The following is a 21283-nucleotide window of genomic DNA, read 5'->3' as shown; positions in this document are numbered from 1 at the left end:
CAGTCTGCACGGCCGGCCGCCTACTCCCAGCGGAACCAGCGCGCCGCCCCCGCCGTCAGCAGCACCGCCCAGGCCGCGAGTACACCCAGGTGGTCCCAGCCGGGCCAGTGGCCGGCGGCGGCCTGGTCCAGGGCGCGGGCCGCCGCGCCGAACGGGGTCAGCTGGACCACGCGGGACAGCGTGTGCGGCATCGCCCGGACCGGGATCCACACGCCCGCGCAGAACATCATCGGAAAGAAGACCGCCGAGCCGATCGCACTCGCGATCTTCGTGGTGCGGGACAGCGCCGAGACGACGGAGCCGAGGGCGAGGGCGGCCGCGGTCGCGAGCAGCAGCGCCAGCAGGTATCCGCCCGGCTGTTCGGGCAGTCGTACGTCGAAGGCGAGGCGGCCGACGACCAGCGCGAGCAGCGCCGAGCCCAGCGCGACGGTGCCCATCACGACCATCTGCGCGGACAACAGCGCGGAGGGCTGTACAGGGGTGAGCCGCATCCGGCGCAGGATGCCCCGCTCCCGGTGGCCGGTCAGGGCCTGGGGCAGCGACTGCACCCCGGACATGATCAGGGCGATCAGCACGGCGATGGGCACATACGCGTCGACCGGCCGCAGCCCGCCCAGGGACTTGTCGGCGTCGCGGAACGAGGGGATCGAGCCGAGGATCACCAGGAGCAGCGTCGGGAACAGGAAGATCCAGAAGACGGCGCCGGGTTCACGGCGGAACAGCCGGAACTCGGTGCGCAGAACGGCGGTGTTCATGCTGCTTCCTCCTTCGTCAGGTCCAGGAACGCGTCGTCGAGGGTCGCGTCCACGACCCGGAGCTGGTGGGCGGTGACGCGGTGCCGGGCGAGCAGGGTGATGACCGCGTTGACGGTCTCGTCGGTGCCGGAGAGCGTGATCCGGCCGTCCTTGCGCTCGATCGAGGCGAGGGCCGGGAGCGCGGCCAGGTCGTGGTCGTCCAGCGGCGCGGACGGGGTGAAGCTGATGACCGTGGCCCCGGCGGAACGGCGGATCAGCCCGGCCGGGGTGTCCAGGGCGGCCACCCGCCCCTTGTCGATCACCGCGATCCGGTCGCACAGCCGCTGCGCCTCCTCCATGAAGTGCGTGACGAGAAGGACGGTGACACCTCGGTCCCGGACGTCCTCGATCAGCTCCCAGGTGTCCCGCCGGGCGCGCGGATCGAGCCCGGTGGTCAGCTCGTCGAGGACCACGACCCGTGGGTTCCCGATCAACGCCAGCGCGATGAACAGGCGTTGCCGCTGCCCGCCGGAGAGCTTGCCGAACCGGGTGGCGAGCTTGGCGGTGAGGCCGAGACGCTCGGCGAGCGGCGCCCAGTCGAGCGGGCTCGGGTAGAAGGAGGCGTACAGCTCAAGGGCCCCGCGGACGGTGAGCTTGGGCTGCAGCTCGCTCTGCTGGAGCTGGGCGCCGAGTACGCGGGCGACCTTCTCGTGGTCGGCGACGGGATCGAGCCCGGTGACCCGGACGCGCCCGCCGTCGGGCACCCGCAGTCCCTCCACACACTCCACGGTGGTGGTCTTGCCGGCGCCGTTCGGCCCGAGGATCCCGAAGATCTCCCCCTCCTCGACGGCGAGACTCACCCCGTCCACGACGGTCCGGCCGCCGTACGACTTCCGCAGGTCTGTCACTTCGATGACGGATGGCATGCTCCGAGGGTCCCGTCCGCACCGGGCCCGCCACATCGCCCACCCCGCTGGAAGCGGCATCAACCGATCGGCTGATGGGGCGGATCCAGTTGTACGACCGCTCGAACACCCAGGTCGTAGGTCCACCGATGTACCCCGGTCCGGCCAAAACTCGGTGGGCGTTGTCAGTGCCGATCCGTAGGCTCGCCCCTGATGCCTCCGACACGTGCAACCACCAAGGAACGCTCCGCCGTCCGTACCCTGCTGCGCCTGTGGCCGTACGTACGCCCGGTGCGGGTGCGGCTGTCCGTCGCCGCGTTTGTGGCGGTCGTCGCCTCCTGTACGGGGCTGGTCATCCCGCTCGTCCTCAAGTGGATGGTGGACGGTCCGGTGGCCGACCGGGACCCCGGCGGGGTCTGGCTCGGTGCGCTGTACCTGCTGCTGCTCGGGATCGCGGAAGCGCTGCTGTTCGGGCTGCGGCGCTGGCTGGTGGCCAGACCTCTCTCGCGCGTCGAGGCGGGGATGCGGGCGGACCTCTACGGCCATCTGCAGCGCCTGCCGGTCGCCTTCCACGACCGCTGGGCCTCCGGTCAGTTGCTCTCCCGGGCCACCACCGACCTGATGCTGCTGCGTATGTTCCTCGCCTTCCCGCTGACCTTCCTGCTGGTCAACGGGGTGACCATCCTCGTCGGCGTGATCATCATGCTGCTCCAGGACTGGACGCTGGGCCTGGTCATCCTCGTCCCCACGATCCCCGTGATGTGGACGTGCGTGGTCTTCGAGACCCGGTACGCGGCGGTGGCGCGGCTCGCCCAGGACCAGGTGGGCGATCTGACGACGGTGGTCGAGGAGAGCGTGCTCGGCATCCGCATCATCAAGGGCTTCGGCCGGCACCGCAGCCAGGCGCGTGCGTTCCGCGAGCTGGTGCGGACCCTGCGGGGCACGGAGCTGCGCAAGGCGCGGATGCTGGCGACGATCTGGGGCGTCATCGTCACCCTCCCGGAGGCGGCCATCGGGGCTGCGCTGCTGTGGGGGTCGATCCAGGTCGCGGAGGGCGAGCTGAGCGCGGGGACGCTGGTGGCGTTCCTGTCGACGGCGCTGGCGCTGCGCTGGCCGGTGGAGTCGATCGGCTTCCTGCTGGCGATGAGTCAGGAGGCGGCCACGGCCACTGAGCGGTACTTCGAGGTGCGGGACGCCGCACGGGAGGAGGGGGACGGGGACCGGCCCCTGCCCGCAGCCACGTCAGCCGACAACGATGGCATCCGTTTCCACTCCGTCTCCTTCCGATACCCGGACGCCTCCCCCGAGTCACCGCCCACCCTCGCCCACATCGACCTCCACATCCGCCCCGGCGAGTCCATGGCCCTGGTCGGTGCCACGGGCAGTGGGAAGACCACCCTCACCGCCCTCGTCCCCCGCCTGCACGAGACCACCTCCGGACGGATCACCCTCGACGGCCGGGACATCACCGCCATGCCCCGCGAGGAACTCCGCTCCCTTGTCGCGGTGGCCTTCGAGGAGCCCACCCTCTTCTCCGCCTCCGTCGGCGAGAACGTGCTCATGGGAGCCGAGGACGGCGCCGGCGAACCGGAGTTGGCCCGCGCGCTCGCCGTCGCCCAGGCGGACTTCGCGCACTCCCTTCCCCAGGGCACCGCGACTCAGGTCGGCGAGCAGGGCCTCAGCCTCTCCGGCGGCCAGCGCCAGCGCCTCGCGCTCGCGCGGGCGGTGGTCGGCCGGCCCCGCTTCCTCGTCCTCGACGACCCGCTCTCCGCCCTGGACGTCCACACGGAGGCCGCCGTGGAGGCCGCGCTGCGCGACGTACTCGCCGACACCACCGCCCTGATCGTCGCCCACCGCCCCTCCACCGTCCTGCTCGCCGACCGGGTCGCCCTGCTCTCCGACGGCCGTGTCACCGCCGTGGGCACCCACCAGGAACTGCTCCGCACCAACGCCGAGTACGCCCGTCTGATGTCCGGGGAGGATCACCGCCGATGACCGCCGCCACCTCGCTGCCCGCCCCCGACGAGGACGACGAACTCCCCGGCCCCGAACCGGCCCGAGCCACCACCGGCGACCCCTTCGACCGGGACGTGCTGCCCGTCCCGCCCGGTGCCACGGCCACTCTCCTGCGCTCACTCCTCGCCCCCATGAAGGAGCGGGTCACCGTGACCACGCTCCTCCTGCTGCTCCAGCAGGCGGCCGTGCAGGCGGGCCCACTGCTGGTGGCGTACGCCATCGACCGTGCCGTACCGGCGTTCCGCCACCACGACCACGGCCCACTGATCGCGGTGGCGGTCGGCTACGGCCTGTGCGCCCTGCTGTCCGGCGGCCTCCAGTACGCCTTCATCGAGGCGTCCGCACGCGTCAACCAGGACGTGTTGCTCGACCTGCGCGGCCGTATCTTCCGCCACGCACAGGCCCTGAGCATCGACTTCCACGAGCGCTACACGTCCGGCCGGCTGATCTCCCGCTCCACCACGGACGTCGAGTCGCTGCGTGAGCTGCTCAGCGAGGGCCTCCAGGAACTGGTCACGGTCATCCTCTCCTTCCTCTACATCTCGGCGATGCTGCTCTGGCTGGATCTGGGCCTCGGCGCGGTGGCCGTGGCCTCGTTCGTGCCGCTGTATCTGCTGGTGCGGCTGTACCAGCGGCGGGCGGTACGGGTGTACAAGGCGCGGTCCACGGCGATCGCGGCGGTGATCGTGAAGTTCGTGGAGACGATGAACGGCATCCGCCCGGTGCGCGCGTTCCGCCGGGAGGGCGCCAACGACGCCGAGTTCGCCGTACTGAACCGCCGCCACGAGCGCACCAACGGCGACGCGCTCCTCGAGATGGCCCGGTATGTCACCGGCTCCCGGCTGGTCGCCAACACCTCGGTCGCGGTGATCGTGCTGTGGGGCGCCTACCGGGTGGCGTCAGGCTCGCTGGAGCTGGGCGTCCTGGCCGCCGCCGTCCTCTATCTGCGCCGGCTTTACGACCCGATCGACCGCCTCGGCATGTTCCTCAACTCCTACCAGTCGGCGGCCGCCTCGCTGGAGAAGATCGCGGGCCTGCTGGCCCAGACCCCGTCCGTGCCCGAGCCGTCGGTTCCGAAGGAACTGCCCCCGCTGGAGAGCGAACTGCCCGGCCGCGAGGTCGCCTTCGAGGGCGTCCGCTTCGCCTACCGCACCGGCGGCGAGGTACTGCCCCGCTTCGACCTCACCCTCCCGGCCGGCCAGACGGTCGCGGTGGTCGGCTCCACCGGCGCCGGCAAGTCGACGCTGGCGAAGCTGCTCGCCCGCTTCTACGACCCGACCGAAGGACGGGTCCTCCTTGACGGCGTGGACCTGCGCGAACTGACCGTGCCCGAACTGCGGCGCGGGGTCGTGATGGTCACCCAGGAGGCGTTCCTGTTCTCCGGCACGGTCGCCGAGAACATCGCCATCGGCCGCCCGGACGCCACCCGCGAGGAGATCGAGCAGGCGGCCAAGGCGATCGGCGCGCACGAGTTCATCGCGGCACTGCCCGACGGCTACGACACGGACGTCCGCAAGCGCGGCGGGCGCATTTCGGCGGGGCAGCGCCAACTGGTCGCGTTCGCACGCGCCTTGCTGGCCGACCCGTCGGTGCTGATCCTCGACGAAGCGACCAGTTCCCTGGACATCCCCGGCGAACGGGCCGTGCAGCGGGCCATGTCGACGGTACTGAAGGGCCGTACGGCCGTGGTGATCGCGCACCGGCTGTCCACCGTGGAGATCGCCGACCGGGTACTGGTGATGGAGCACGGCCGGATCGTCGAGGACGGCCACCCGGCCGAACTCATCGCGGGCACGGGCCGGTTCGCGGATCTGCACCGGGCATGGCGGGACAGTCTGGCGTAGGAGAACGGGGGACGCAGGGTGATCGACGCGTACGAGGATCCGGGCACGCCCGACACACGGGGCGGCTGGTACTACCTGTGGTGGCTGGTGCGCCGCCAGCCGGGCCGCTCGCTCGCCGGGGCGCTGCTGGGCAGTGCCTGGCTGACGCTGATGGCCGGAACGCCGTACATGATGGCGCGGGCCGTCGACGACGGACTGGTGCCGGGCCGCATGACGGTGCTGGCCGGATGGACGGCAGCGATCTTCGTCCTCGGGGCGGTCAACGCGTGGATCAGCATCATGCGCCACCGCACGATGACCCGGGTGCGCATGGACGCCTACTACCGCACGGTCAAGGTGGTCGTCGGGCACGCGGTACGGCTCGGTGCCGCGCTGCCCCGGCGGGTGGGAGCCGGTGAGGTCGTCACGATCGGCGTCGGTGACGTGCAGACCATCGCCCAGGCGCTGACCGTCGTCGGCCCCGGGGTGGGCGCGGTCGTGGTGTACGCGGTGGTGGCCGGCCTCCTGGTGCCGATCTCGCCCCTGCTGACCGGCGTGGTCCTGCTCGGGGTGCCGGTGGTGGCGTTGCTCGCGGGCCCGCTGGCCCGGCGGCTCCAGGGCAGGGAGACCGAGTACCGGGAACGCCAGAGCGTCCTCACGGCCCGCATCGGCGACCTCGCGGGCGGCCTCCGCGTCCTCAACGGCCTCGGTGGCAAGGGCCTGTTCGCGGACGCCTTCCGCAAGGACTCGCAGCATCTGCGCGCCCAGGGCTACCGGGTGGGCGCGGTCGCCAGCTGGGTCCAGGCCCTCGGTGTCGGCCTGCCCACGGTGTACCTGGCGGTGGTGACCTGGATCGCGGCCCGGATGGCCGCCCGCGGGGAGATCACGGTGGGCCAGCTGGTCTCGGTGTACGGCTATGTCGCCGTCCTGGTCGGCCCGGTGGCGTTCTTCCTGGACATGGGCTACCAGCTCAGCCGGGGCGTGGTGGCCGCACGCAGGGTGGTACGCCTGCTGCACCTGGCCCCGGAGCCGGACGAGGGCACCCAACCGGCCCCCGCCGCCCCCGCCGTACTGCACGACCCGGAGTCGGGCGTACGGATCCGCCCGGGCCGCCTGCACGCCCTGGTAGGCGCCAGCCCCACAGAAACAGCCACGGTGATCGACCGCTTGGGCCGCTACATCCGGTCGAACGTGATCTGGGGAGAGACTCGACTGGACGCCGTCCCCCTGACAGAAGTACGCGCCCGCATCCTGGTGGCCGACAACGATGCCGACCTTTTCGCGGGGACCCTGAGCGATGTCATCGCCGGAAGCGCAAACGCGCCCCAAAGGGGCGCGGGGCGGTATCAAATGTGCGGCTACCGCCGCGTGGGCGCGACAAGCCACACACAACCCGCACCCGCCATCGCGCATCACGAGGCACCCCCTGACGCGCAAACCACCCAAGCCCTCCACGCAGCCGCAGCCACCGACATCCTCCAGGCCCTCCCGAACGGCCTCGGCTCCGAAATCACCGCCCAGGCCCGCAACCTCTCCGGCGGCCAACGCCAACGCATCCGCCTGGCCCGCGCCCTCCTCACCGACCCCGAGATCCTCCTCGCCGTAGAACCCACCTCCGCCCTGGACGCCCACACGGAGTCCCTCGTAGCGGAGCGCCTCCGCACCGCCCGCGCCGGCCGCACCACCCTCCTCACGACCACCTCCCCCCTGATGCTGGCCCGCGCCGACGAGGTGATCTACCTGGTCGACGGCAAGGTCGCGGCGACCGGCACCCACGAGGGTCTGCTGGAGGACGAGCCCGGCTACCGCGCCCTGGTGGCCCGGGACTCGGAGGAGGAGGCCGTCCGGTGACGACGAGCACGAGCCAACTCCCCGTCGCAGGACGCGCCGCCGTACGCTGGGCCCTGCTCCGCCTGGTGCGGGCCGACCGCGCGGCCTTCTCCGCCGCGCTGCTGCTGAACGCGCTCGCCGCCGGCACCGGCCTGGCCGGCCCGTGGCTGGTGGGCCGGATCGTGGACGAGGTGCGGGCCGGCCGGGGCGTCGGCGCCGTGGACCACCTCGCCCTGTGGATCCTGGTCTGCTCCCTCGCCCAGCTGCTGCTCGCCCGCTCCGCCCGCTACGTCGGCCACCGCTTCGGTGAACGGACCCTGGCCCGGGTGCGCGAGGAGTTCGTGGACCGGGCGCTCGCGCTGCCCGCGTCGGTCGTGGAGCGCGCAGGCACCGGGGATCTGACCGCGCGCGGCACCTCCGACGTGAGCGCCGTCGGCACCACGCTGCGGGACATCGGACCCGAGCTGCTGGTCAACACGGTGCAGGCGCTGTTCGTGATGAGCGCGGTGTTCGTACTGGATCCGCTGCTCGGTGTGTTCGGGATACTCGGGCTGACCCCGATCTGGATCGCCCTGCGCTGGTATCTGCGCCGGGCCCGGGACGGCTATCTCGCGGAGGGCGCGACGACCTCCGGGGTCGCGGAGATCGTCACGGCGACGGTGGCGGGCGCGCGCACGGTGGAGGCGTTCCGGCTCCAGGAGCAGCGGATCGCGGCGAGCCGGGACGCGCTGGAGGCCAACCGGAAGACCCGTTTCTACACGCTGTATCTGCGGACCGTGTTCTTCCCGGCCGTCGAGGTGTCGTACTCCGTGCCGGTGGCCGGGGTGCTGCTGGTCGGCGGGCTGCTGCATGCCGGTATCGGCGTGGTGGTGTCGGCGGCGCTGTATCTGAAGCAGTTCACGGAACCGCTGGACCAGATCCTGATACGGGTGGAGCAACTCCAGTCGAGCAGTGCCTCGTTCGCCCGGGTGGAGGGGCTGGCGCAGGCGCCGCGGGCGGAGGCGGACGGCGGGGCGCCGACGCCGGCGGACGACCGGATCGATGTGCGTGGAGTGCGGTACGCCTATGAGCGCGGCGGCGAGGTGCTGCGCGGGGTGGATCTCACGGTGCGGCCCGGGGAGCGGCTCGCGGTGGTCGGGCCGTCCGGCGCCGGGAAGACGACGCTGAGCCGACTGCTGGCGGGCGTCGACGCGCCCGGGTCGGGCACGGTGACCGTGGGCGGGGTGCCGATCGCCGGGCTGGAACCGGAGCTGCTGCGCCGCCAGGTCGTCCTGGTCACCCAGGAACACCATGTCTTCCTCGGCACGGCCCGGGACAATCTGCTGATCGCCGAACCGGGCGCGAGCGACACCGACCTGTGGACGGCTCTGACGGCCGTCGGCGCCGACGGCTGGGTCCGCGGCCTTCCCGACGGCCTCGACACCCCGCTCGGCGCGGGCGGTTGTGCCACGGACGGCTCGCAGGCGCAGCAACTCGCGCTCGCCCGGGTGGTGCTGGCGGACCCGCACACGCTGATCCTGGACGAGGCGACGGCGCTCCTCGACCCGGCGACCGCCCGGCATGCCGAGCGTGCCCTGGCCGCCGTACTGGAGGGCCGTACGGTCATCGCCATCGCCCACCGGCTGCACACCGCGCACGACGCCGACCGGGTGGCCGTGATGGAGGACGGCCTGCTCACCGAACTCGGCACCCACGAGGAGCTGGTGTCGGCGGGCGGGGCGTACGCGGCCCTGTGGGCGACCTGGCACGGCGACAAGACGCCCTGAGCGCCCGCCCCTTGCTTACCGAACGGTTCACATATCGAACATGAACTTCCGGTCAACGGACCATTTCCGGTCAAATTCCTGACGCGGTCCTGACAGATCGCGTTTTCCGATGCCACTCTTCCCACGCCGACTCACAGCAACCCCACAGCATCACCCAGTCGCTGCCGGGTCCGGCACTGCACGCGCACGTGGTTCCGCGTTCCGCCTGTTCCGCAAGTTCTGCCCGGACGGCCGACCCGCCCTCCGGATCTCCCCTGGCCGTGTGACCCGCGGCCACGCAGAAGGAGTCAGTGTTGAGAAGCAGTTCCTCTCGCAGGCGCACCCCCCACCGCACCGCAGTAGTAGCCCTCGCGGGCGTCACCGCCCTGATCGCCGCGGCCGTCCAGTCGGGCGCCGCCAGCGCCACCCCGGCCGCGCCGCAGGCCGGCCGGGCCAACCCGGCCCACATGGCCGTCAAGCTCTCGCCCTCGCAGCGCGCCGAGCTGCTGCGCGACGCGACCGCCGAGAAGGCCGCCACCGCCGAGGCGATAGGCCTCGGCGCGCAGGAGAAGCTGGTCGTCAAGGACGTCGTGAAGGACACCGACGGCACGGTCCACACCCGCTACGAGCGCACCTACGCCGGCCTCCCGGTCCTCGGCGGCGACCTGATCGTCGACACCGCCAAGTCGGGCGCCACCGAGCGCGTGATCAAGGCGAACAGCGCCACGCTCAAGGTCGCCGACCTCAGCCCGGCCGTCAGCGCGGCGAGCGCCGAGAAGCAGGCCGTCTCCCGCGCCAAGGCCCTCGGCTCCACCAAGTCGGCCGCCGACGGCGCCCGCAAGGTCGTCTGGGCCGGCTCCGGCAAGCCCGTCCTCGCCTACGAGACGATCGTCGGCGGCTTCCAGGACGACGGCACCCCCAACCAGCTGCACGTCATCACCGACGCCGCCACCGGCAAGAAGCTCTTCGAGTACCAGGGCATCGAGAACGCCACCGGCACCGGCAACACCCTGTACAGCGGGACGGTCTCGCTGACGACGACCCAGTCGGGTTCGACGTACAACCTGACCGACGGCGACCGCGGCGGCCACAAGACGTACAACCTGAACCACGGCAGCTCGGGCACCGGCACGCTGTTCTCGCAGTCGAGCAACACCTGGGGCAACGGCACCACGTCGAACGCCGCCACCGCGGGCGCCGACGCGCACTACGGGGCCGCGGAGACCTGGGACTTCTACAAGAACACCTTCGGCCGCAGCGGCATCAAGAACAACGGCGTCGCCGCCTACTCCCGCGTCCACTACGGCAACGCGTACGTGAACGCGTTCTGGGACGACGGCTGCTTCTGCATGACGTACGGCGACGGCTCCGGCAACGCGGACCCGCTGACCTCGCTCGACGTGGCGGGCCACGAGATGAGCCACGGTGTCACCTCGAACACCGCGGGCCTCAACTACACCGGTGAGTCCGGCGGGTTGAACGAGGCCACCTCCGACATCATGGGCACCGGAGTCGAGTTCTACGCGAACAACTCCTCCGACGTCGGCGACTACCTCATCGGCGAGAAGATCGACATCAACGGCGACGGCACCCCGCTGCGCTACATGGACAAGCCGAGCAAGGACGGCGCGTCCAAGGACAGCTGGTACTCGGGGCTCGGCGGCCTCGACGTGCACTACTCGTCCGGCCCCGCGAACCACTTCTTCTACCTGCTGAGCGAGGGCAGCGGCGCCAAGGTCGTCAACGGCGTCAGCTACAACTCGCCCACGGCGGACGGCCTTCCGGTCACCGGCATCGGCCGGGACAAGGCGCTGCAGATCTGGTACCGCGCGCTCACCACCAAGTTCACCTCGACCACCAACTACGCCGCCGCCCGCACCGGCACCCTCGCGGCGGCGGGTGAGCTGTACGGCACCACGAGCACCGAGTACAAGGCGGTGCAGGACGCCTGGGCGGCCATCGCGGTCGGCTCCCGCTCGGGCGGTGGCGGCGGTACGGGCACCTCGTACGAGAGCACCACAGCCGTGTCGATCCCGGACAACGGGCCCGCGGTCACCTCGTCGATCACGGTCTCCGGCCGGACCGGGAACGCGCCGAGCAACCTCCAGGTGACGCCCAATATCAGCCACACCTGGCGCGGTGACCTGGTGGTCGACCTCGTCGGCCCGTCCGGGACGTCGTACCGCCTGAAGAACTTCAGCTCGTCCGACTCCGCGGACAACGTGACGGACACCTACACGGTGAACGCCTCGGCGGAATCGGCCAACGGGACCTGGAAGCTCAAGGTCCAGGACCAGGCCGCGCAGGACGTCGGGACGATCAACGGGTGGAAGCTGACCTTCCCGTAAACCGCAGGACAAGGGCGTGAGCGACGGGCGCCGTCCGGGGGTTCGACTCCCCTCGGGCGGCGCCCGGTTCACATGTCCGCAACATTCACCGAGCATCTGCTTTCCGGCCAACATCACTTCAAGGTCCTGACATGTACGCGACCTGGATGTCACTCTTCCCTCACCCGTCGCACAGCACAGCAACTTCACAACCCCACAGCCGGGTTCGGTAACCCCACACCGCCCCGGACTCCCCACACCCTGAAGGAGCTTGAGTGAGCCCCCTCTACGCGCGTCACCAGCGCACCACTCTGGCCATCGCCACCGCTGTCGCCGCCGGCGCCCTGCTGACCACGGGCCTGACCGCCAACGCCTCCGCCGCCGACAAGCAGCCGTTGGCCGCCGCCCCCACCCTGCTCTCCAACTCGGCCCGCACCGCCCTCATCCAGAAGGCGCAGGCGGACGTCGCCGAGACCGCACAGCAGATAGGCCTCGGCGCCAAGGAGAAGCTGGTCGTCAAGGACGTCGTGAAGGACGTCGACGGCACCGTCCACACGCGCTACGAGCGCACCTACGCCGGTCTCCCGGTCCTCGGCGGCGACCTGGTCGTGCACACCTCCGAGGCCGGCAAGACCGAGGCCGTCACCAAGGCGACGAAGACGGCCATCAAGGTGGCCTCCCTCAAGCCGCGGATCAGCACCGCCAAGGCCGAGAAGTCGGCGCTCAGCGCCGCCAAGACGCTGGGCTCCACCAAGTCCGCCGCCGACGGCGCCCGCAAGGTCGTCTGGGCCGGCTCCGGCACCCCCGTCCTCGCCTACGAGACGATCGTCGGCGGCTTCCAGGACGACGGCACCCCCAACCAGCTGCACGTCATCACCGACGCCGCCACCGGCAAGAAGCTCTTCGAGTACCAGGGCATCGAGAACGCCACCGGCACCGGCAAGACGCTGTACTCGGGCACCGTCAGCCTCGACACCACCCTGTCGGGCTCGACGTACAACCTGACCGACGCCACGCGCGGCAGCCACAAGACGTACAACCTGGCGCACAAGACGTCCGGCACCGGCACCCTGTTCACCGACGCGGACAACGTCTGGGGCACCGGCGCCGCCTCCAGCTCCACCACCGACCAGACGGCGGCCGCCGACGCCGCCTACGGCGCGCAGGAGACCTGGGACTTCTACAAGAACACCTTCGGCCGCAGCGGCATCAAGAACAACGGCGTCGGCGCCTACTCCCGCGTCCACTACGGCAGCTCCTACGTCAACGCGTTCTGGGACGACAGCTGCTTCTGCATGACCTACGGCGACGGCTCCGGCAACACCCACCCGCTGACCTCGCTCGACGTGGCCGGCCACGAGATGAGCCACGGCGTCACCGCCAACACCGCGGGCCTGAACTACTCGGGCGAGTCCGGCGGTCTCAACGAGGCCACCTCGGACATCTTCGGCACGGGTGTGGAGTTCTACGCGGCCAACGCGTCCGACCCCGGCGACTACCTCATCGGCGAGAAGATCAACATCAACGGCGACGGCACCCCGCTGCGCTACATGGACCAGCCCAGCAAGGACGGCGGCTCCGCCAACTACTGGTCCTCCTCGGTCGGCAACCTCGACGTGCACTACTCGTCGGGCGTCGCGAACCACTTCTTCTACCTGCTGTCCGAGGGCAGCGGCGCGAAGACGATCAACGGTGTCTCGTACAACTCCCCCACCTACAACGGCTCCACGGTCACCGGCATCGGCCGCGCCAAGGCGCTGCAGATCTGGTACAAGGCGCTGACGACGTACTTCACGTCGACCACCAACTACAAGTCGGCACGCACCGGCACGCTCTCGGCGGCGGCCGCCCTGTACGGCTCCGGCAGCACCGAGTACAACGCGGTGGCGGCGGCCTGGACGGCGGTCAACGTCACCGGGTGACCCGGTAGCAGCGGTACGGGCGGACCCCGGGACGAAGGCATCTCCGGGGTCCGCCCTACGCTCTCTCCCATGTCCTTCACGTACGAGGCGGTCGGCGCGACCCGCGAGGATCTCGCCGCCTGCCCGCCCGGCTTCCACCCGCTCCATGTGCGCACGCGCATAGGCGAGGGCGCGGAGGTCTTCCACAGGGCCGCCGAAGCGGTCCTCACCTGGGAACTCCACCGCGCCCTGGGCGTGGGTATCGAGGCCTCCGCCGACCGCGCGGCCCCCGGCGTGGACGTCACCGTCACGCTCGCCGGCCTCGTCAAGGCCCCCTGCCGGATCGTCTGGACGCAGGAGGAGTCCCGCCGGGCGGGCTGGGCCTACGGCACCCTCGCCGGCCACCCGGAGTGCGGCGAGGAGGCCTTCCTGGTCACCCGCACCGGCGACGGCACGGTCTGGCTGACGGTCGCGGCCTTCAGCAAGGCCGCCAAGTGGTACGCCCGCGCGGGCGGCCCGGCGACCCGGGGACTGCAGCACGCGTACGCCCGCCGCTGCGGGGCGGTACTGCGGAGGCTGTGCGCGCCGTACGACGACCAGGGCTGAGCGGATACGTCACTGCCCCGACCGGGGCGGGGCAGTCGCGCGACCGCCCCGCCCCGGCGCCTCGTCGGCTACCGCATCAGCACCCCCGCCCCGTCCGCCGCACCCTCCGAAGGAGCCGTCACCAGGCCCAGCTCCGCGCCGGAGGCCAGCAGGCGGTGGGCGGGGAGGATGCGGACCGTGTAGCCGTAGGGCCCCGTACGGTCCAGGGCCAGGGGGCCCTCGTAGGTCCAGTGGCCCTCCAGGTCCGGGCCTCCGGTCGGCTTCAGCGGCACCGTCGTCGCGTCCGTGATGCGGTCCTCGGAGTCGACCCGGCCGGAGACCGCCTGGACCTCGACGTCGTCGGGCCCGAGGTCGCCCAGGCGGACGCGGACGCGCAGGGCGAGGGTGGTGCCCAGTTCGGCGGTGGCCGTGGCCGCGGCGGTCGCCACATGGTCGACCGACACCCCGTGCCAGGCGGCCCGCACCCTGCCCTTCCAGGCCGACAGTTCGCGGGCCGTGTCCGCGCTCATCGAGCGGTGGGCGTGCGCCGCGGGCGTGTAGAGCCGTTCGACGTACTCCCGGACCATACGGCCCGCCAGCACCTTCGGGCCCAGCAGGGTGAGCGTCTGGCGGACCATCTCGATCCAGCGGTCCGGGAACCCGCTCTGGCCGCGCTCGTAGAAGCGGGGGGTGACGCGCTGTTCGAGGAGGTCGTACAGCGCCGCCGCCTCGATGTCGTCGCGGCGCTCCGGGTCCGTACCCACGCCGTCCGCCGTCGGGATCGCCCAGCCGAAGTCCGGCTGGAACCACTCGTCCCACCAGCCGTCCAGGACCGAGAGGTTGAGGCCGCCGTTCAGCGCCGACTTCATCCCGCTGGTCCCGCACGCCTCCAGCGGGCGCAGCGGGTTGTTCAGCCAGATGTCGCAGCCGGGCAGCAGCTTCTGCGCCATCGCCATGCCGTAGTCGGGGAGGAAGACGATGCGATGGCGGACGCGCGGATCGTCGGCGAACCGGACCAGCTCCTGGACGAGGCGCTTGCCGCCGTCGTCCGCCGGGTGCGCCTTTCCGGCCACCACGACCTGGATCGGCCGCTCCGAGTGCAGCAGGAGGTCCATCAGCCGGTCGCGGTCGCGCAGCATGAGCGTGAGCCGCTTGTACGACGGAACGCGCCGGGCGAATCCGATGGTCAGCACGTCGGGGTCGAGGGCGTTGTCGATCCAGCCCAGCTCGGCCGTGCCGGCACCCCGTTGCCGCCAGGACGCGCGCAGCCGCTCCCGCACCTCAAGCACCAGCTGCTCCCGCAGATTCCGGCGCAGGTCCCAGATCTCCTGGTCGCTGACGTCGGCGACCGCGTCCCAGCGCTCGGTGCCACCGACGGTCAGCGCCTCCTCGGCGCGGCGGTCACCGAGCTGCCTCGCCCCCAGCCGCACCACCTCGGGCGCCACCCAGGTCGGGGCGTGCACCCCGTTCGTCACGGAGGTGATCGGCACCTCGTCGGGATCGAATCCAGGCCACAGCCCGGAGAACATCTCCCTGCTGACGTTGCCGTGCAGCAGCGAGACCCCGTTGGCGCGCTGGGCGAGCCGCAGCCCCATCACGGCCATGTTGAAGAGGTTGGGTTCGCCGCCGGGGTAGGTCTCCATCCCGAGGCGCAGGATGTGCTCCACCTCGATCCCGGGCAGTTCGGCGTCGGGGCCGAAGTGGTGGGCGACCAGCTCACGGTCGAAGCGGTCGATGCCGGCCGGGACGGGGGTGTGGGTGGTGAAGACGGTGCCGGCCCGCACCGCCTCCAGCGCGGAGTCGAAGTCCAGCCCCTGGGCACAGAGCTCGGCGATCCGCTCCAGGCCCAGAAAGCCCGCGTGGCCCTCGTTGGTGTGGAAGACCTCCGGCTCGGGGTGGCCGGTCAGCCGGCAGTACGTCCGTACGGCGCGCACACCCCCTATTCCGAGCAGCATCTCCTGGAGCAGCCGGTGCTCACTGCCGCCGCCGTAGAGCCGGTCGGTGACCCCGCGTTCGCCGAGGTCGTTCTCCTCCACGTCCGAGTCCAGCATCAGCAGCGGCACCCGGCCGACCTGGGCCAGCCAGATCCGGGCGCGCAGCAGCCGGCCGCCGGGCAGGGCGAGGGAGACATGCGCCGGGGTGCCGTCGGCGTCCTTCAGCGGCACCACGGGGAGTTCGTTCGGGTCGAGGACGGGATAGTGCTCCTGCTGCCAGCCGTCCCGGGACAGGGTCTGCCGGAAGTACCCGTGCCGGTACAGGAGACCGACGCCGATCAGCGGTACACCGAGGTCACTGGCCGACTTGAGGTGGTCGCCGGCCAGGATGCCGAGGCCGCCGGAGTACTGCGGCAGGGCGGCCGTGATGCCGAACTCGGGCGAGAAGTAGGCGACGGCCGCCGGGAGTTCGGCGGCCTGCGGCTGGGACTGGTACCAGCGGTCGCCGGTCACATAGTCGTTGAGGTCGTCGGCGGCCGCCGTCAGCCGGCGCAGGAACCGGCGGTCACCGGCCAGCTCGGCGAGCCGCGCCGGCGGCACACTGCCCAGCAGCCGCACCGGATCGCCCTCCGAGGCGGCCCAGCGCTCGGGGTCGACGGACTGGAAGAGGTCACGTGTCTCGGTGTGCCAGGACCAGCGCAGATTTCGGGCCAGGTCGCTGAGGGGACGGAGGGGGTCGGGGAGAACGGGACGGACGGTGAACCGACGGATCGCCTTCACATTCCACTCCACGCGTTCGTGGTGAGAGCCGTACGGCGGTGTGCGGCTCGGCGTCCCTCAGACGGTACCGGTGTCGAGGGGGCCGTTGCGGGAGCTCCGGCCCAGACCCCGGGATACGTCACGCCTCCTTGTGGGACCCGGCTCCGCACGAGACGCTGCCCCCCTGAGCTGAGGAGGGGGAACTCACAGCCATGTCACGGACGATCACCCGGTGTCCGCGCCTGGTGGGGGGCTTGACCGCGGCCGTCACGGCCGCAGTGCTGTCGTCGGCCACCCTGCCCGCGCACGCCGTACCGGAGGGGACCGTACTCGGCGCCGGCCGACCGGGCTCGGTCGGCGGAAGCTATCTGGTCACCTTGAAAGAGGGGATCAAGGGGGCGTCGGCGGCCGGGAAGGGCGTCGCCACCCGCTATGGGGCGAAAATAAGCCATACTTACGGCAGTGTGCTGAACGGATACGCCGTCCGGGCAAGCGCCGGCCAGGCCCGGCGGCTCGCCGCGGACTCGCGGGTGGCCTCCGTCGTCCAGGACAGCCGGGTGCGGCTCGACCGCACCCAGACGAACCCGCCGTCCTGGGGCCTGGACCGCGTCGACCAGGCGGGTCTGCCGCTCGACGGGGCGTACACCTGGCCGGGGTCGGGGGGCGCGGGTGTCACCGTCTACGTGATCGACACCGGCATCCGGATCAGCAACCGCGACTTCGGCGGCCGAGCGAGCTACGGCTGGGACTTCGTCGGGAACGACAGATCCGCCGGCGACGGCAACGGGCACGGGACACATGTCGCCGGCACCATCGCCGGGACCCGGTACGGCATCGCCAAGAAGGCGAAGGTCGTCTCCGTACGCGTCATGGACGACACGGGGTCGGGCACGACAGCCCAGGTCATCGCCGGTATCGACTGGGTCACCGCACACGCCCGCAAGCCGGCGGTCGCCAACCTCAGTCTGGGCGGTTCGCACAACGCCCAACTCGACGCCGCGGTGCGGAACTCGATCAGGTCCGGGGTGACCTACACGGTCGCGGCCGGCAACGGCGGCCTCCCGGCCGCCCGCTCCTCACCGGCCGACGTGCCGCAGGCCCTCACCGTCGGCGCCACCGACCGGACCGACACCCGCGCGGGCTTCTCCAACTTCGGTTCCGCCGTCGACCTGTTCGCCCCGGGCGTGGCGATCACCTCGGACTCGTACCGGAGCGACACCGGCACGGCGACCTACTCCGGTACGTCGATGGCATCACCGCATGTGGCGGGCGCCGCCGCGCTCTATCTCGCCGGTCACCCGAAGGCCACCCCGGCCCAGGTCGCCACGGCCCTGATTGCGGGGGCGGCGAGCGGGAAGGTGTCCAGTGCGGGGCTCGGGTCACCCAACCGACTCCTCCGGGTGCCGAAATCGTAAAGCGTTTTCTCCCATGCGAACACGCCAACCGGCCCCGTTCGTACAGAACGGGGCCGGTTGTGTGCGTAGACATACGGCTGAGTAGTTAACAAAGTGCCGGATTGCCCACCCGAATAGGGTGGGAAGGCTCCTCCGGTACACCCCATGGACACAGCGCTGACACCCCGCACAGGTAGACCCTCAACTACACCCTCGGATACAGCCGCAGGACCCACCTCCCCACCACCCATCCGCCCACACCCACGTCGCCGCGGACAGGAGCGGTCATGCCCGCCACGCACCAGTCGTCAGCACCTCAGACACAGCGCACCTCACCCGGCGCCACACCCCCCGCGGACGAGGCCACCGCCGTCGGCCGCATACCCGTCCTCGACGTCCGTCCCCTGGTCCAGCAGGGGCGCCGGCCCGCCAAAGCGGTGACCGGGGAGTCGTTCGAGGTCACCGCCACCGTCTTCCGCGAGGGCCATGACGCCGTCGCCGCCAATGTCGTACTGAAGGACCCCAAGGGCCGTCCGGGCCCCTGGACCCCGATGCGGGAACTGGCCCCCGGCACCGACCGCTGGGGCGCCACCGTCACCGTCGACGGAAAACCGGGCCGTTGGACCTATCAGGTCGAGGCCTGGGGAGATCCGGTCACCACCTGGCGCCACCACGCCCAGATCAAGATCCCGGCGGGCATCGACACCGGTCTGGTCCTGGAGGAGGGCGCGCGGCTCTACGAACGGGCCGCCGCCGGTGTCCCGAAGTCCAGAAAGCGGGAGGTCCTGCTGGCCGCCGCGGCCGCCCTCCGCGACGAGGCACGGCCCGCCCCCTGGCGCCTGGCCGCCGCCCTCACGCCCGAGGTGGACAAGGTCCTGGCCCGCTATCCGCTGCGGGAGTTGGTGACCGCGTCCGAGCCGCTGCCGCTGCTCGTCGAGCGCGAGCGGGCCCTTTTCGGCTCCTGGTACGAGTTCTTCCCGCGCTCCGAGGGGACCGAGGACCGGCCGCACGGCACCTTCCGGACGGCGGCCCGGAGGCTGCCCGCGATCGCGGAGATGGGCTTCGACGTCGTCTACCTCCCGCCGATCCACCCCATCGGGACCACCTTCCGCAAGGGCCGCAACAACACCCTCACCCCCACCCCCGACGATGTCGGCGTGCCCTGGGCGATCGGTTCCCCCGAGGGCGGGCACGACGCCGTCCATCCCGATCTGGGGACCCTGGAGGACTTCCAGTGGTTCGTGGCCGAGGCCGGCCGGCACGGCCTGGAGGTCGCGCTGGACTTCGCGTTGCAGTGCTCACCCGACCATCCCTGGGTGGACAAGCACCCCGAGTGGTTCCACCACCGGCCCGACGGGACCATCGCCTACGCCGAGAACCCGCCGAAGAAGTACCAGGACATCTACCCCATCGCCTTCGACGCCGACATGCCGGGCCTGATCGCCGAGACGGTCCGGGTGCTGCGGCACTGGATGGACTGCGGGGTACGGATCTTCCGCGTCGACAACCCCCACACCAAACCCGTCGTCTTCTGGGAACGGGTGATCGCCGAGATCAACCGCACCGATCCCGACGTGATCTTCCTCGCCGAGGCCTTCACCCGGCCCGCGATGATGCGCACCCTCGCCCAGATCGGCTTCCAGCAGTCGTACACCTATTTCACCTGGCGCAACACCAAGGAGGAACTCACCGAGTACCTCACCGAACTGTCCGGCGAGAGCGCCGCCTGGATGCGGCCCAACTTCTTCGCCAACACCCCGGACATCCTGCACGCCTACCTCCAGCACGGCGGCCGCCCCGCCTTCGAGATCCGTGCCGTGCTCGCCGCCACCCTCTCCCCCACCTGGGGCATCTACAGCGGCTACGAACTCTGCGAGAACACCCCGCTCAAGGAAGGCGGCGAGGAGTACCTCGACTCCGAGAAGTACCAGCTCAAACCCCGCGACTGGGCCCGCGCCGAGACGGAGGGCATCGCACCCCTCGTCACCCGCCTCAACACCGTCCGGCGGAACAGTCCGGCCCTGCGGCAGTTGCGCGATCTCCACTTCCATCACGCCGACCAGGAAGCGGTGATCGTCTACAGCAAACGGAGCGGATCGAACACGGTTCTGGTGGTCGTCAACCTCGACCCCCACCACACCCAGGAGGCCACGGTCTCGTTGGACATGCCGCAACTCGGCCTGAACTGGCACGAGTCGGTGCCGGTGCGCGACGAGCTCACCGGTGAAACATTCAACTGGGGCAGGGCCAACTATGTGCGCCTGGAACCGGGTCGACGACCCGCGCATATCTTCACGGTTCTGCGACCGTCCCCGCGGATCGGAGGGTCACCCACAAAATGATCGTCAACGAACCCGTCCCGGACACCTTCGAGGACACTCCCGCAAAGGACCGGGACCCGGACTGGTTCAAACGCGCCGTGTTCTACGAGGTCCTCGTCCGTTCCTTCCAGGACAGCAACGGTGACGGCATCGGCGACCTCAAGGGTCTGACCGCGAAACTCGACTACCTGCAGTGGCTCGGCGTCGACTGCCTCTGGCTGCCGCCCTTCTTCAAGTCCCCGCTGCGGGACGGCGGTTACGACGTCTCCGACTACACCGCCGTACTCCCCGAATTCGGTGACCTCGCCGACTTCGTGGACTTCGTCGACGCCGCCCACCAGCGCGGCATGCGCGTGATCATCGACTTCGTCATGAACCACACCAGCGACCAGCACCCGTGGTTCCAGGAGTCGCGCAAGGACCCGGACGGGCCGTACGGCGACTACTACGTCTGGGCGGACGACGACAAGCAGTACCAGGACGCGCGGATCATCTTCGTCGACACCGAGGCCTCCAACTGGACCTACGACCCGGTCCGCAAGCAGTACTTCTGGCACCGCTTCTTCTCCCACCAGCCGGACCTCAACTACGAGAACCCGGCCGTCCAGGAGGAGATCCTCTCCGCGCTGAAGTTCTGGCTCGACCTGGGCATCGACGGCTTCCGTCTGGACGCGGTGCCGTATCTCTACCAGCGCGAGGGCACCAACTGCGAGAACCTTCCCGCGACCCACGACTTCCTGAAGCGGGTACGCAAGGAGATCGACACCCAGTACCCGGACACCGTGCTGCTGGCCGAGGCGAACCAGTGGCCGGAGGACGTCGTCGACTACTTCGGCGACTACCGCAGCGGCGGCGACGAGTGCCACATGGCGTTCCACTTCCCCGTGATGCCGCGGATCTTCATGGCGGTGCGCCGAGAATCCCGTTACCCCGTCTCGGAGATCCTCGCCAAGACGCCGGCCATTCCGTCCGGCTGCCAGTGGGGCATCTTCCTGCGCAACCACGACGA

13 protein-coding genes are annotated in these 21283 nt (G+C 70.8%); 10 read left to right on the top strand and 3 right to left on the bottom strand.

Annotation, left to right across the window (positions count from 1 at the left end; genetic code table 11):
• Window positions 1–20: 20 nt before the first annotated feature.
• Together ABTY98_RS03720 and ABTY98_RS03715 are read right to left on the bottom strand one after the other, a co-directional pair.
• Window positions 21–755 (bottom strand): ABC transporter permease, encoded by a 735-nt coding sequence (locus ABTY98_RS03720; RefSeq protein WP_352219242.1) that lies wholly within the window; start codon window positions 753–755, stop codon window positions 21–23.
• Window positions 752–1660, bottom strand: coding sequence for an ABC transporter ATP-binding protein (locus tag ABTY98_RS03715; protein ID WP_352219241.1), 909 nt, complete (start codon window positions 1658–1660; stop codon window positions 752–754). Before ABTY98_RS03715 ends, ABTY98_RS03720 begins: the two co-directional genes overlap by 4 nt.
• 192 nt (window positions 1661–1852) lie before the next feature.
• Between ABTY98_RS03715 and ABTY98_RS03710 the strand changes: the two genes are divergently transcribed.
• From ABTY98_RS03710 to ABTY98_RS03680, 7 genes are all read left to right on the top strand, one after another.
• Window positions 1853–3634: an ABC transporter ATP-binding protein gene (locus ABTY98_RS03710; protein ID WP_352219240.1), complete on the top strand. Its 1782-nt coding sequence runs from the start codon at window positions 1853–1855 to the stop codon at window positions 3632–3634.
• Window positions 3631–5499: an ABC transporter ATP-binding protein gene (locus tag ABTY98_RS03705; RefSeq protein WP_352219239.1), complete on the top strand. Its 1869-nt coding sequence runs from the start codon at window positions 3631–3633 to the stop codon at window positions 5497–5499. The genes ABTY98_RS03710 and ABTY98_RS03705 overlap by 4 nt, the downstream gene beginning before the upstream one ends.
• 18 nt (window positions 5500–5517) lie before the next feature.
• Complete coding sequence (locus tag ABTY98_RS03700) at window positions 5518–7329, top strand: ABC transporter transmembrane domain-containing protein (protein ID WP_352219238.1); 1812 nt, start codon at window positions 5518–5520, stop codon at window positions 7327–7329.
• Window positions 7326–9074: an ABC transporter ATP-binding protein gene (locus ABTY98_RS03695; RefSeq protein ID WP_352219237.1), complete on the top strand. Its 1749-nt coding sequence runs from the start codon at window positions 7326–7328 to the stop codon at window positions 9072–9074. The genes ABTY98_RS03700 and ABTY98_RS03695 overlap by 4 nt, the downstream gene beginning before the upstream one ends.
• A 293-nt stretch (window positions 9075–9367) precedes the next feature.
• Window positions 9368–11401, top strand: a complete 2034-nt coding sequence (locus ABTY98_RS03690) for a M4 family metallopeptidase (RefSeq protein ID WP_352219236.1) — start codon at window positions 9368–9370, stop codon at window positions 11399–11401.
• A 254-nt stretch (window positions 11402–11655) separates the two neighbouring features.
• Window positions 11656–13302 carry a M4 family metallopeptidase gene (locus ABTY98_RS03685; protein WP_352219235.1) on the top strand — a complete coding sequence of 549 codons (1647 nt, stop codon included), beginning with the start codon at window positions 11656–11658 and terminating at the stop codon, window positions 13300–13302.
• A gap of 69 nt (window positions 13303–13371) precedes the next feature.
• Window positions 13372–13887 (top strand): DUF1990 domain-containing protein, encoded by a 516-nt coding sequence (locus ABTY98_RS03680; protein ID WP_352219234.1) that lies wholly within the window; start codon window positions 13372–13374, stop codon window positions 13885–13887.
• 68 nt (window positions 13888–13955) lie between these two features.
• Here the strand turns inward: ABTY98_RS03680 and ABTY98_RS03675 are convergent, their stop codons facing one another.
• A complete protein-coding gene (locus ABTY98_RS03675) occupies window positions 13956–16580 on the bottom strand; it encodes a glycosyltransferase family 1 protein (RefSeq protein ID WP_352219233.1) in 2625 nt (874 codons plus the stop codon).
• Window positions 16581–16771: 191 nt separating this feature from the next.
• On the opposite strand from ABTY98_RS03675, the gene ABTY98_RS03670 reads away from it, so the two are divergent.
• From ABTY98_RS03670 to ABTY98_RS03660, 3 genes are all read left to right on the top strand, one after another.
• Window positions 16772–17974 (top strand): S8 family peptidase, encoded by a 1203-nt coding sequence (locus ABTY98_RS03670; RefSeq protein ID WP_352219232.1) that lies wholly within the window; start codon window positions 16772–16774, stop codon window positions 17972–17974.
• A gap of 266 nt (window positions 17975–18240) precedes the next feature.
• Window positions 18241–20295 (top strand): alpha-1,4-glucan--maltose-1-phosphate maltosyltransferase, encoded by a 2055-nt coding sequence (locus ABTY98_RS03665; RefSeq protein WP_352219231.1) that lies wholly within the window; start codon window positions 18241–18243, stop codon window positions 20293–20295.
• A partial coding sequence (locus ABTY98_RS03660) for an alpha-amylase family glycosyl hydrolase (RefSeq protein WP_352219230.1) occupies window positions 20292–21283 on the top strand: 992 nt, incomplete at its 3' end. The genes ABTY98_RS03665 and ABTY98_RS03660, both read left to right, overlap by 4 nt.

Source organism: Streptomyces sp. NPDC096040, assembly GCF_040303265.1.
Classification (GTDB): Bacteria; Actinomycetota; Actinomycetes; order Streptomycetales; family Streptomycetaceae; genus Streptomyces.
This window is presented reverse-complemented; position numbering and strand designations above follow the sequence as displayed.